General features: G+C 62.6%; 13 protein-coding genes and 4 tRNA genes. 10 read left to right on the top strand and 7 right to left on the bottom strand.

What is annotated here, in order from left to right:
• Positions 1–60 precede the first annotated feature (60 nt).
• The 3 genes from AACR77_RS04020 to orn form a co-directional block, all read right to left on the bottom strand.
• A tRNA-Gly gene (locus AACR77_RS04020) sits at positions 61–136 on the bottom strand.
• Between the two features lie 32 nt (positions 137–168).
• A tRNA-Gly gene (locus AACR77_RS04015) sits at positions 169–244 on the bottom strand.
• A 177-nt stretch (positions 245–421) separates the two neighbouring features.
• Positions 422–967, bottom strand: coding sequence for an oligoribonuclease (gene orn / locus AACR77_RS04010; RefSeq protein WP_042014296.1), 546 nt, complete (start codon positions 965–967; stop codon positions 422–424).
• A 91-nt stretch (positions 968–1,058) separates the two neighbouring features.
• Between orn and rsgA the strand changes: the two genes are divergently transcribed.
• The 5 genes from rsgA to AACR77_RS03985 are packed head-to-tail and all read left to right on the top strand — an operon-like array spanning position 1,059 to position 3,900.
• Positions 1,059–2,093: a small ribosomal subunit biogenesis GTPase RsgA gene (gene rsgA, locus AACR77_RS04005; RefSeq protein ID WP_042879889.1), complete on the top strand. Its 1,035-nt coding sequence runs from the start codon at positions 1,059–1,061 to the stop codon at positions 2,091–2,093.
• Positions 2,094–2,122: 29 nt separating this feature from the next.
• Complete coding sequence (asd, locus tag AACR77_RS04000; protein WP_042879887.1) at positions 2,123–2,995, top strand: archaetidylserine decarboxylase; 873 nt, start codon at positions 2,123–2,125, stop codon at positions 2,993–2,995.
• Positions 2,992–3,240: a VF530 family protein gene (locus AACR77_RS03995; RefSeq protein WP_042879883.1), complete on the top strand. Its 249-nt coding sequence runs from the start codon at positions 2,992–2,994 to the stop codon at positions 3,238–3,240. Before asd ends, AACR77_RS03995 begins: the two co-directional genes overlap by 4 nt.
• A gap of 4 nt (positions 3,241–3,244) precedes the next feature.
• Positions 3,245–3,496, top strand: coding sequence for a DUF2960 domain-containing protein (locus AACR77_RS03990; protein ID WP_042879881.1), 252 nt, complete (start codon positions 3,245–3,247; stop codon positions 3,494–3,496).
• 2 nt (positions 3,497–3,498) lie between these two features.
• Positions 3,499–3,900 carry a hypothetical protein gene (locus tag AACR77_RS03985; RefSeq protein ID WP_042879879.1) on the top strand — a complete coding sequence of 134 codons (402 nt, stop codon included), beginning with the start codon at positions 3,499–3,501 and terminating at the stop codon, positions 3,898–3,900.
• Positions 3,901–3,996: 96 nt separating this feature from the next.
• Here the strand turns inward: AACR77_RS03985 and AACR77_RS03980 are convergent, their stop codons facing one another.
• Positions 3,997–4,491, bottom strand: a complete 495-nt coding sequence (locus AACR77_RS03980; protein WP_029314787.1) for a hypothetical protein — start codon at positions 4,489–4,491, stop codon at positions 3,997–3,999.
• 166 nt (positions 4,492–4,657) lie between these two features.
• Here AACR77_RS03980 and AACR77_RS03975 point away from each other — a divergent pair, with 166 nt between their 5' ends.
• On the top strand, positions 4,658–6,631 hold the full coding sequence (locus tag AACR77_RS03975; protein WP_042879877.1) for a sensor domain-containing protein: 1,974 nt from the start codon (positions 4,658–4,660) through the stop codon (positions 6,629–6,631).
• A 68-nt stretch (positions 6,632–6,699) separates the two neighbouring features.
• On the opposite strand, the gene rraB is transcribed toward AACR77_RS03975, so the two are convergent.
• On the bottom strand, positions 6,700–7,035 hold the full coding sequence (rraB, locus tag AACR77_RS03970; RefSeq protein WP_039040164.1) for a ribonuclease E inhibitor RraB: 336 nt from the start codon (positions 7,033–7,035) through the stop codon (positions 6,700–6,702).
• Between the two features lie 381 nt (positions 7,036–7,416).
• Here rraB and AACR77_RS03965 point away from each other — a divergent pair.
• Positions 7,417–7,492 (top strand) — tRNA-Phe (locus AACR77_RS03965).
• Between the two features lie 5 nt (positions 7,493–7,497).
• Positions 7,498–7,573 (top strand) — tRNA-Asn (locus tag AACR77_RS03960).
• A 64-nt stretch (positions 7,574–7,637) separates the two neighbouring features.
• Here AACR77_RS03960 and AACR77_RS03955 read toward each other — a convergent pair.
• Positions 7,638–7,859, bottom strand: a complete 222-nt coding sequence (locus tag AACR77_RS03955) for a hypothetical protein (protein ID WP_010675494.1) — start codon at positions 7,857–7,859, stop codon at positions 7,638–7,640.
• A 155-nt stretch (positions 7,860–8,014) separates the two neighbouring features.
• Positions 8,015–8,149, bottom strand: coding sequence for a hypothetical protein (locus AACR77_RS03950; protein ID WP_080560565.1), 135 nt, complete (start codon positions 8,147–8,149; stop codon positions 8,015–8,017).
• Positions 8,150–8,385: 236 nt separating this feature from the next.
• On the opposite strand from AACR77_RS03950, the gene AACR77_RS03945 reads away from it, so the two are divergent.
• Together AACR77_RS03945 and AACR77_RS03940 are read left to right on the top strand one after the other, a co-directional pair.
• Positions 8,386–9,663 (top strand): alpha/beta fold hydrolase, encoded by a 1,278-nt coding sequence (locus AACR77_RS03945; protein ID WP_042879873.1) that lies wholly within the window; start codon positions 8,386–8,388, stop codon positions 9,661–9,663.
• A 97-nt stretch (positions 9,664–9,760) separates the two neighbouring features.
• Positions 9,761–11,264 (top strand): ABC transporter transmembrane domain-containing protein (locus tag AACR77_RS03940; RefSeq protein ID WP_042879871.1); only part of this gene is annotated, 1,504 nt, incomplete at its 3' end.

The raw sequence follows: 11,264 nt of genomic DNA, 5'->3' as shown, positions 1-11,264 counted from the left end.
GCAAGGTCGTGCTCTACCAACTGAGCTATTCCCGCATCGGAACGTCATCAGCAAACATTTTGGAGCGGGAAACGAGACTCGAACTCGCGACCCCGACCTTGGCAAGGTCGTGCTCTACCAACTGAGCTATTCCCGCAACATGGATTGTCTTGAGGCTGTGCTGATGATTGGAGCGGGAAACGAGACTCGAACTCGCGACCCCGACCTTGGCAAGGTCGTGCTCTACCAACTGAGCTATTCCCGCAAAACCTGAAAACAGACCGTACAGCATTTGGTTGCTTGCGCTACTGTACGGGAGCCGAATTATAAGAGCAGACATTCCAATTGCAAGGGCTTTTTTGTCTGGTTGCAGCCGTTCGCTCAAAAGCTGGCCGAACTGCTGATTTTAGCAACCGAACGACGGCAAACCCTTGCCAGCCACTCAGATTTTGAAGACGTGGGCGCGGTAGAACTGCAGTTCGGCAATGGATTCGCGGATGTCGTCCAGCGCCTGGTGGGAGCCGCTCTTCTTGAACTGATCCAGCAGTTCAGGCTGCCAACGACGGACCAGCTCCTTGATGGTGCTGACGTCCACGTTGCGGTAATGAAAGAAGGCTTCCAGATCGCTCATGTGCTTGACCATGAAGCGGCGATCCTGGCCGATGCTGTTGCCGCACAGGGGGCTGGTGCGCTCCGGCACCCACTGGCGAATGAAGGCGAGGGTCTCGGCAACGGCCTTGGCCTCGTCGTATTCACTCGCCTTGACCCGGGCCACCAGCCCGCTCTTGGTGTGGGTGTTGACGTTCCAGTCATCCATCTTGCCCAGCTCTTCCTCGCTCTGGTGGATGGCGATGACCGGCCCTTCGGCCAGCACGTTCAGGTCCTTGTCGGTGACGATGGTGGCGATCTCCAGTACCACATTCTCTTCGGGGTCCAGACCCGTCATCTCCATGTCGATCCATACCAGGTTCTGCGCGCTGACTGTCATGATTGCTCTCTCTATTGGGAGGAATGGCGGAATTTTGCCAATTTGCATGTATCATACTGGCTTTGAATCTGTTCATAAACTGGCAAACCCCGTGGCAAAGAAAGCAAAACTCAATCTGGGTCAACAAAGGCGCGTCCAGGCCAACCGCGAGCGGCGGCTGCAAAAAGAGCACACCACAGAGGTGGATGACACCCTGTTCGGCCCCGCCATCGAAGGGGTGGTAATCAGCCGTTTCGGCCAGCACGCGGATGTCGAGGCGAGCGATGGTGCCATCCACCGCAGCAACCTGCGGCGCAGCAGCATCAGCAGCCTGGTGTGCGGCGACAAGGTGGTGTGGCGCCCCGGCCTCAATGCCGCGACTGCCGGCGTCATCGAGGCGGTGCATCCGCGCCACTCGGTGCTGACCCGGCCGGACTTCTACGACGGGGTCAAACCCATCGCCGCCAACATCGACCAGATCATCATCGTCTCGGCGGTGATGCCCGAGTTCTCCACCAACATCGTCGACCGCTACCTGGTGGCGGCAGAAGATGTGGAGATAGCGCCCCTCATCGTGCTGAACAAGGTCGACATGCTCGATGACGCGGCCCGCGCCCGTATCGAGCACCAGCTCGAGACCTACCGCAAGCTCGGTTACGAGGTGCTGCTGGTGAGCTGCGAGAGCGGTGAGGGCATCGACGCCCTCAAGGCGGCGCTCACCGACAAGATCAGCATCTTCGTGGGCCAGTCCGGGGTGGGCAAGTCGTCCCTCACCAACGCCCTGATGCCGGGGCTGGACGTGCTCACCGGCGAGATCTCCGAGAACTCGGGGCTCGGCCAGCACACCACCACCACGGCGCGGCTCTACCACTTCCCGAGCGGCGGCGATCTCATCGACTCCCCCGGGATCCGCGAGTTCGCCCTCTGGCACCTGGAAGCCGACCGCATCACCTGGTGCTTCGTCGAGTTTCGCGACTACCTGGGTGGCTGCAAGTTCCGCGACTGCACCCACAAGGATGATCCCGGCTGCGCCCTGCGTGCCGCGGTCGAAGCGGGCGCCATCAGCGCCGATCGCTTCCACAACTACCACCGCATCCTGGAAACCATGCAGGAAGCCCGCCACGGTCGCCAACAGGCGCGACTGTGACCCGTTCAACTCATTCCCAGATGAAGATCATGAGCATCACTGACAACCTGAAAATTGCCGGTCAATACTGCCTGCCCAAACACGCCCTCTCCCGCCTGGTGGGCAAACTTGCCGCCGCCGAAGCGGGTAACCTCACCACCAAAGTGATCGAGGCCTTTATCAAGCAGTACCAGGTCGACATGAGCGAGGCGCTGCACGAGAGCCCGGCCCACTACAAGAGCTTCAACGCCTTCTTCACCCGCGAGCTCAAACCCGGCATCCGCCCCGTGGTGGAAGACGCCATGACCCTGGCCCTGCCGGTGGATGGCACCGTCAGCCAGCTCGGGCCCATCAGCCAAGGTCGCATCATCCAGGCCAAGGGCCACGACTACAGCGCCCGCGAGCTGCTGGGGGGCTATGAGGATCTGGTGGCCCCGTTCAAGGATGGCGACTTCGCTACCATCTATCTGGCACCCAAGGATTACCACCGTATCCACATGCCGCTGGACGGCGTGCTGGAGAGCATGGTGTTCGTGCCGGGGGATCTCTTCTCCGTCAACCCCCTCACCGCCGAGAACGTGCCCAACCTGTTTGCCCGCAACGAGCGGGTGGTGGCCACCTTCCGAACCCCCCACGGCCCCATGGCCCTGGTGCTGGTCGGTGCCACTATCGTCGCGAGCATCGAAACCATCTGGGCCGGCAACATAGCGCCGACCAAAGAGAAGAAGGTGGTGCGCTGGGACTACACCGGCGATGAAGCCATCACCCTGCAAAAGGGGGCCGAGATGGGCCTGTTCAAGCTGGGCAGTACCGTGGTCTGCCTGTTTGGCCCGGGCATGCTGGCCGGTTTCGAGCCGCACCTGGCCAACGGGGTCACCACCCGCATGGGTCAGCCCTTTGCCACCCTGGCGGCGCAAGCATGAGCGATCAACCCGCTTCCCAGAAGAACAACCCGCTGCACGGGCTGACCCTGGAAGCCATCGTCACGGCCCTGGTCGCGCACTATGGCTGGGAAGCGCTGGGGCAGCAGATCAATATCCGCTGCTTCACCGATAATCCCAGCATCAAGTCCAGCCTGAAGTTCTTGCGCAAGACCCCCTGGGCCAGAGAGAAGGTCGAAAGCCTCTATCTGTACGTCCAGCGCAAGCAAGCCAAATCAAAGGAATAACGCCATGGCGTTCAAGATTACCTACACCTACAAGATGCAGGCCAGGGAGATTGGCTACGCCAACGACAAGTTCAACAGCATCTATGATGCCGTTGCCGCCGCCGAGGGGATCGATCTGACCCGCTTCCACGCCATGGAAGAGCAGTTGGCCCAGGTGTGCCGCCGCGACAAGAAGAGCGTGAAGGATTACCGGGAGAACTACTTCAAGGAGCTGGGCTTCTCCAACATCGTCATCGAACGGGACGCCAACGAGTAACCATGCGCACCCTGACCCTGATGGCGGCCACCCTGCTGCTGGCCGCCTGCAACACGACACCGAAGGAGCCCCTGGTCGGCGCGGATCGCGACGAACATGGCTGCATCGGCAGCGCGGGTTATCAATGGTCGGCGCTGGCAGGCCAGTGCGTGCGGCTGTTCGAGCAGGGCATTCGCCTCAACCCGATCGATGCCGGTCAGACCGTCAGCGCTTTCGTGCTGTTCAATGCCGATCAGAGTCAGGCCGAGCTGACCCTGCCAGAGGGCGAGCCGATCCGGCTGATCCGCCAGGGCGAAGAGGGCAACTGGTCCTGGCAGGGCGGCGGCTATCAGCTCTTCCCCTGGAAGGGCTATGTGCTCAAAGCCGGCGACCATGTGCTCTATCACGGCGATCTGACCCCCTGATCCTCGTCATCCCTCCCCTCACGCCCTGATGGGCGCAGAGCAGGCATAAAAAAACCCCGTTGCATGCAACGGGGTTTTTCATGATACCCGGCAGGATCAGTTGCCGAGGGTGGAGAACAGGCTCTGTTCCAGGCTGCCGCGGGAGACGCACACCGGGGTGATGGAGGGAGCCAGTACCCGCTCGCCGGAGGACTCGACGAAGTAGAGCTGGGTATTGCCCTTGACGTTCACGGTGGCAACGCTGTTGTTGCCGCTCTGGGTGATGATCAGGTTGATCTGTAGGTTGGGGTTGCCCAGCGCCACCTTGGACCCCATGGTGCCGCAATCCAGCCACTCCAGACCATCGGCCGAGTTTTCCACGTTGGCGGTCATCAGACCGGCACCACGCTGGCTGTTCTCGATGTTCAGACCGTGATCGCCGAACCACTTCTCGGCACGGGCCCACACCAGATCCACCGGGATCGCCATCTCCTGGGTGTTGTTGGTTGCCTTGGCAACCGGCGGGGTATAGCGATACTGCTCGCCGCCGTTGTTGTCGCTCGCACAACCCACCATCAACAGGGCCAGGGCGCCCCCCATTATCTTCTTCATGCTGCTTCTCTCATCCATAAGGCCATAGGCCAACCGGCGGCTATTATGGCGATCGCGACACAGGCTGTCAGCAGGGATCCGCACAAATGGCGTACTCTTAACCCAGGCTTTACAAAACCCACCTGTTATCATAGATTTGCTCGAAGTCTCCCCCGTGAGTGCTCTCGTGACTTCTTCGCTCTCCCTGGCGCTGCTGCAGCAGATCATCGACCAGTTACCCATGAATATCTTCTGCCGGGACAAGCACGGACGGTACCTGTTTGCCAACAAGGCATTCGCCAGGGAAGCCGGCCTGCAAGACCCGAGCGAACTCATTGGCAAGAGCGATGCCGAGATGCCCTGGGGGGATGTATTCCGGGAGGAAGATGACCGCCTGCTGGCCGACGGCAAACCCCTGCTGCACCAGCAGCTCCATTGCCACAGCGGCGAAGGCGCCAGCTGGATGGAGATCAACAAGGTTCCCCTGTATGACGAGCACGGCGACCCCATCGCCCTGTTTGCCATGGTCAGCGCCATCGATCAGCGCAAGGAGCTGGAGCAGACCTTCCGCCAGCAGCAGTTGCTGCAACGCCGCCTGCTGGATGCCATTCCCGACCTCATCCGTCTCGAGGATCACCAGGGCGTGCTCATCGACTGCAACCAAGCCTTTCTCGACTTCATGGGGCTGGTGGCAAGCGAGGCTCTGGGTCGGCGCGTCCCGCCCCGGCTGCCCGTCGAACAAACCCTGGGTCAGGGGGAATATTGCGTGGTGGATGCCCAAGGCAGAGGCCGCCATCTGGAGGTCACCCGGGTCGAGGTGCCGGATGACGAGGGCAACTCCCTCGGCATTCTCACCCTTAGCCGCGACATCACCGGGCTGCGCACCACCCAGGCCCAGTTGCAGCAGGAGCAGCACTACGACAGCCTGACCGGCCTGCTCAAGCTCTCCCACTTCCTCCAGACCAGCCGTCATCTGGGCGCCCGCAAGGCCAGCCTGCTGCTGGTGGATCTGCAACATTTTCGCGAGATCAACGATCGCTTCGGCATACGGGTCGCCGACCGCCTGCTGAGCCAGGTGGCCCGCCGCCTGCAACGACTGGCGCCGCCCCAGTCCCTGCTCTGTCGGGTCGCGGCGGATGACTTCGCCCTGCTGCTGCCCGAGCTCCCCCTCTCTCTGGATGCGTGGAGCCGCAACCTGCAGCAGGAGCTGATGACGCCCTATCAGGTGGAAGAACACAGGATCCAGATCCCGGTGTTCCTCGGCATCGCCCATGGCAAGGCCAAGGATGCCGAGCGTCTGCTGAGCCACGCCGAGGCCGCCCTGGCCCAGGGCAAGCGCCAGCAGCAGCACTGTACCCTGTTCGACCCCGCACTCGATGCCAAGCTCAAACGCCGCCAGCTCATCGCCGCCCAGTTGCCACTCGCCATCAAGTCCGCCGAGCTGACCGCCGTCTACCAGCCCATCATCTGTACCCACAGCAACCGGCTACACGGGGCTGAGCTGCTCTGCCGCTGGCCCCATCCCGAATTCGGCATGATCTCCCCCGACGAGTTCATCCCGCTGGCGGAGGAGCTGGGGCTCATCGGCCAGCTCGGCCAGCTGATGCTGGAGCTCGGCTGTGCCCAGCTTGCCCGCTGGCAGGTGGCGGCCCCGGATCTGGTGCTCTCCATCAACCTCTCGCCCCTGCAGTTCCGCGATCCCGAGCTCTGCCCGCAGATCTTCGACTGCATCGCGCGCCACGGGCTCGCCCCCTGGCAACTGGAGCTGGAGATCACCGAAGGGGTGCTGATGGAGAATGCCGACGAGATAGAGAGCAACCTGGCCAGCCTCATCGAGGCGGGCTTCCAGCTCGCCATCGACGACTTCGGCACCGGCTACTGCTCCCTCGCCTACCTTCCCAGGCTGCAAGTGGCGACCCTCAAGCTCGACAAGAGCTTCACCCAGGGGCTGGCCACCAACCAGGCCACCACCGCCATCGTGCGTTCCGTCATCGGGTTGGGCCATGAACTTGGCATCAAGATCACCGCCGAAGGGGTGGAGACACCGGAGCAGCAGGCCTGGCTGGTGCAGGTCGGTTGCGATCGGCTGCAAGGCTATCTGTTCAGCCGCCCCCTCCCACCGGCCGACTTTGCCCGCAGCTACCAGCTGCCGGAGCTGTAAGCCAGCAACAACAAGGCCACCCGAGGGTGGCCTTGTTGTTTTTGCAAAGCGTACGTGATCTGACGCACTTACTCCTGGAAGTAGGTGCCCCAGCCGTCGTAGTCCACCCCGTATTTCTCGAGGATGGGCAGCATCTTCTCGATGTCGGCGACGATGGTGTCGATGTCCAGCTTGCACTCCACCATGGCGTCGAAGCAGAAGATGGTGGCGCCGTCGTCCAGCTCCATCTCCTCGGCGTCGGTCACGTCGAAACCGGCCTTGAACAGATCGACTGCCGCCTTCTCCAGCAGATCGAACTTCTGGCAGGCAAAGTGGTGCTCAATCTCGTAATCCAGATCCGGGTTGCTGCCATCGGCCAGCAGCTCGTTGACGATGGCGGCGGTCTCTTCGCGCCACTCTTGCATATTGGTATTCATATAAACCCCAGGCGGTGTTGGATGGATGTCACCCCTGCCAGCCGCGTCGGCCCGGACCATGGCCAGGGGATGAGTGCGGCAAAGCATACCCGCAGAGCGCGGCAGGCTCAATCGATGGGCCAAGATAACTGGCGCCTCTTCCGGCTTGGCGCCAACGGGCAGCCCTCGGCACGTCAGGCAGCCCGCCATCCTTCATGATGTTCTGCTGGCCGTCGGCCCGCCCTGCCGCACAGGCGCCCCTCTTTTCATGGTTAAAACGGGGAAACCGGTCCAATCACGGGAAGATTGCTCGGATATCGAGCGAACGGTACATCAATCTGCGGCCTGTGGTTGACACCTCAATCCAGAAAGGGTTTAATGCGCGCCGTTGCCCAGATAGCTCAGTCGGTAGAGCAGGGGATTGAAAATCCCCGTGTCGGCGGTTCGATTCCGTCTCTGGGCACCAACTATTCCTCCTTAGTTCAGTCGGTAGAACGGCGGACTGTTAATCCGTATGTCACTGGTTCAAGTCCAGTAGGAGGAGCCAAATTCGAAAGGCCCGCTCAGATGAGCGGGCCTTTTTGCATCTGTCATTTACTCACATGCCGGGGCTAGTAGTGGTTTTCGTCCCCATGCCATACGTGTCCAGCCGAGCAGGCCCGGGCGACTTCGTGGCAGGGGTCGTCCGCATGGCGGCGAAAGAAGTGCTGATCCTGTTGCAGCAGGAGCGAACTCATCGAGTGGCTCATGCCAGCCAGTGCCTCGCCGGCGGTCAATCCTGCAACCCGGTGATCTGTGGCCAAATGAGCCAGGACTTTTTCACGACTGTTCATGATCGCCTCCCTCTGTGGATCCGGTCGTAAATTGACCATAGCAGCCGTACTCTGCATACCGCAAACCCGCGTCAGCAAAGGGCTACAGGCAGGTCCCGACCTTCTGCTCCGGCATGAAAAAACCCGCTCATGACAAGCGGGTCTGTTTCACTCAGCTAACCGCCGTTGCAGGCCGCCAGCAACAGAGTGGCACCACAGGTGGCGCTGAACACCAGCAAACCCACCTGCAGCACCCCCTCCGGATCCCTCTGTGTGCGTCTCTTGCGAACACGTATCCATCTCGGCTTCATTGAGCCAACTCCATCCAGTTTCCTGCACCCGGGGTGCTGACCTATCCCTGCCCGTCCCGGCAGGCGGCTCATCTTTGTCCAGTTGCAGCCCGCCGTCAACCGCGGCGAAACCACACCTTGTACGGCACCGACCTCAGACTCCATCTCTGTTAACAATCTGGAAAACTGGCGTGACCCGCTCCTGCGCCAGGGCTATGATGAGGCCGACGATTTTCCTACCCTCAGGGAGACCCCAGATGAGCAGCCCCTTGCACTATGTGCTGGATGGCATCCATTGCGAGCCACACTTTTTTACCGTGCCCCTCGACCACCAGCATCCCGACGAGGAGGCGACCCTCACCCTGTTTGGCCGCACCCTCTGCCGCAAGGACAAGCTGGATGATGACCTGCCCTGGCTGCTCTATCTGCAGGGGGGCCCGGGCTTCGGCGCACCTCGCCCGACCGCCGATGGCGGCTGGATCAAGCGGGCCCTGCAGGAGTTTCGGGTACTGCTGCTCGATCAGCGCGGCACCGGCCACTCCACCCCCATCAGTGCTGACGCCCTGGCGGGGATGACCCCAAGTGAGCAGGCGGACTACCTCGGCCATTTTCGCGCCGACAGCATAGTGCGCGACGCCGAGTACGTTCGCGAGGTGCTGAGCCCGGGGCGCCCCTGGAGCCTGCTCGGCCAGAGTTTCGGCGGCTTTTGCAGCCTTACCTACCTCTCGTTGTTCCCGCGGAGCCTGCACGAGGTCTACCTCACCGGAGGCGTGGCCCCCATCGGGCGCAGTGCGGATGAGGTCTACCGCGCCACCTACCAGCGGGTAGCGGACAAGAACCGCGCCTTCTTCACCCGCTTCCCCCATGCCCAGGCCCTGGCCAACCGGCTGGCCAACCACCTGCACCACTACGACGTGCGCCTGCCCAACGGCCAGCGCCTGACGGTGGAGCAGTTGCAGCAGCAGGGGCTGGATCTGGGGGCCTGCGGCGCCTTCGAGGCACTTTACTACCTGCTGGAAGACGCCTTCATCGGCGAACGCCTCAACCCCGCCTTCCTCTATCAGGTGCAGGCCATGCAGCCGTTCAACACCAACCCGGTGTTCGCCATCCTGCACGAGCTCATCTATTGCGAAGGGAGTGCCAGCAACTGGGCGGCCGAGCGGGTGAGAAGGGAGTTCCCTTCCCTGGCCTGGGCGCCAGGCAAAGATTTCGCCTTCACCGGCGAGATGATCTTCCCCTGGATGTTCGAGCAGTTCCGCGAGCTCATTCCCCTGAAGGAGGCCGCCCACCTGCTTGCCCAGAAAGCGGACTGGGGTCCCCTCTACGACCCGGCGCAGCTGGCCCGCAACACTGTGCCGGTGGCCTGCGCCGTCTATGCCGAGGACATGTACGTGGAGTTTGACTACAGCCGCGACACCCTGAAGGGGCTTGGCAACAGCCGCGCCTGGATCACCAACGAGTACGAACACAACGGCCTGCGGGTCGATGGCGAGCGGATCCTGGATCGGCTCATCCGCATGAACCGGGATCGCTGATCCCGCCGGGCGCACGCCCGCAGCAAGACAACAAGTTCGAGGGCGGCCCATGAGCCGCCCCGCCCATGGAAGCAACACAAAACAACAAGGACACCCATTGGATCATCCGGAAATCTCGGCCGGCTGGCTGAGTCGCCTCTTCTATCGCTGGACCGGCCCGCTGCTGCACAAGGGGCTCACCCAGCCCCAGGTCAGTCTCGACGATCTCTATCCCCTGCTGCCGGAAGACAGGCGCGACGGCCGCGCCGACGCCTTCCTCGCGCTCACCGCCCGCCAGCCGGTGCGCCCCTGGCCTCTGACCGCCTTTATCTGGCGCCATTACAAGGGACGAATTGGCCTGCTCACCCTACTGCAACTGCTCGGCATGCTCGCCACCCTGACCAGCCCCTGGCTGCTCAACCACAGCATGACCCAGCTCGGCACCGATGCCACCACCGGCCACAAGCTGCTGCTGGCCCTGGCCCTGTTCGCCTCCGTGCTCGCCGCCGGCATGCTGGCGGAGCACTCCCTGCAACTGGCCCTCAAGATGCACGTGCCCATCCGCCGTCTGCTGGCCGAATCCCTGCTCGCCAAGGTGATGAAGCAGGGTGGCAAGAGCTTCGACGACAGGGCCGGCGGCCGGGTTCAGAACCTCATCAACCGGGACGTGTGGGACATTACTTGGATTCTTGCGGACCCCGCCATGCCGGTCACCATGGCGCTGCAACTCATCGGCACCATCGCCCTGCTGGTGTGGCAGGTGGGCAGTGCCGGTCTGGTGGGCTTCGCGGTGCTGGCCCTGCTGCTGCTCATTTCCACCCGGGTGGTACGGCGAATGAACCAGCAGGAGCAGCAGCTCAAGCGTCAACAGGACGAGCGCAACGGCATCCTGGCGGAATACATCAAGAAGCTGCGGCTGGTGCGCCAGAACGGGCTTGGCCCCTTCTTCACCCGGGCGGCCAACACCAAGCGCCAGCAGGAGTTGGGAGTCCTGGGCCGGGTGCTCAGGCTCGATGCCATCAATGAAGGGCTGATGCTGAGCACTCCCCTGCTGGTGACCCTGGCCACCTTCACCACCTACCTGGCGTCGGGCAACACCCTCACCCTGCCCCAGGTGTTCACCACCATCGCCCTGTTTACCGTGCTGCGCATCCCCATGATGCGACTACCCTACCTCATCCGCACCCTGATCAACTTCAACACCGGCTTCAACCGGCTGTGCGAGTTCCTGAACAGCCCGGAGCAGCACCGGGAACTCGATGATCCCGCCCTGCCGGCGGGGGCCCTCCACCTGGAAGGCGTCAGTGCCCTGCACCAGCAAAAACCGGTGCTCGAGGGAGCCAGCCTCGCCATCGCACCGGGGGAGCTCGTGGGGATCACCGGGGCCACCGGGGCGGGCAAGAGCTGCCTGCTGCATCTGGTTGCCGGCTTTGACAGCGAGTTTGCCGGCAGCATCCGTCGCCACGGCCGGGTTGCCCATCTGGGCCATAAACCCTGGCTGATGAACGACACCATCCGCAACAACATCCTGTTCGGCCAGCCCTGGCACGCCGAGCGCTATCGCTGGGTGCTCGGCGCCTGCTCCCTCACGGCCGATCTCGCGCTGCTCAGCCACGGGGATC

The organism is Aeromonas sp. ZOR0002 (genome assembly GCF_963866995.1).
In the GTDB taxonomy this organism is placed as follows: domain Bacteria; phylum Pseudomonadota; class Gammaproteobacteria; order Enterobacterales; family Aeromonadaceae; genus Aeromonas; species Aeromonas caviae.
The sequence above is the reverse complement of the archived record's forward strand: the minus strand, read 5'-3'. Positions and strand labels throughout refer to the sequence as shown.

Excerpts from the sequence above, each read along its gene's own strand:
- AACR77_RS03950 (WP_080560565.1), bottom strand. The coding sequence starts at position 8,149 with ATGAAGCCGAGATGGATACGTGTTCGCAAGAGACGCACACAGAGGGAT.
- AACR77_RS03955 (WP_010675494.1), bottom strand. The coding sequence starts at position 7,859 with ATGAACAGTCGTGAAAAAGTCCTGGCTCATTTGGCCACAGATCACCGG.
- AACR77_RS03995 (WP_042879883.1), top strand. The coding sequence starts at position 2,992 with ATGAGCGATCAACCCGCTTCCCAGAAGAACAACCCGCTGCACGGGCTG.
- orn (WP_042014296.1), bottom strand. The coding sequence starts at position 967 with ATGACAGTCAGCGCGCAGAACCTGGTATGGATCGACATGGAGATGACG.
- AACR77_RS03985 (WP_042879879.1), top strand. The coding sequence starts at position 3,499 with ATGCGCACCCTGACCCTGATGGCGGCCACCCTGCTGCTGGCCGCCTGC.
- asd (WP_042879887.1), top strand. The coding sequence starts at position 2,123 with ATGAGCATCACTGACAACCTGAAAATTGCCGGTCAATACTGCCTGCCC.
- AACR77_RS03980 (WP_029314787.1), bottom strand. The coding sequence starts at position 4,491 with ATGAAGAAGATAATGGGGGGCGCCCTGGCCCTGTTGATGGTGGGTTGT.
- AACR77_RS03990 (WP_042879881.1), top strand. The coding sequence starts at position 3,245 with ATGGCGTTCAAGATTACCTACACCTACAAGATGCAGGCCAGGGAGATT.
- rraB (WP_039040164.1), bottom strand. The coding sequence starts at position 7,035 with ATGCAAGAGTGGCGCGAAGAGACCGCCGCCATCGTCAACGAGCTGCTG.
- AACR77_RS03945 (WP_042879873.1), top strand. The coding sequence starts at position 8,386 with ATGAGCAGCCCCTTGCACTATGTGCTGGATGGCATCCATTGCGAGCCA.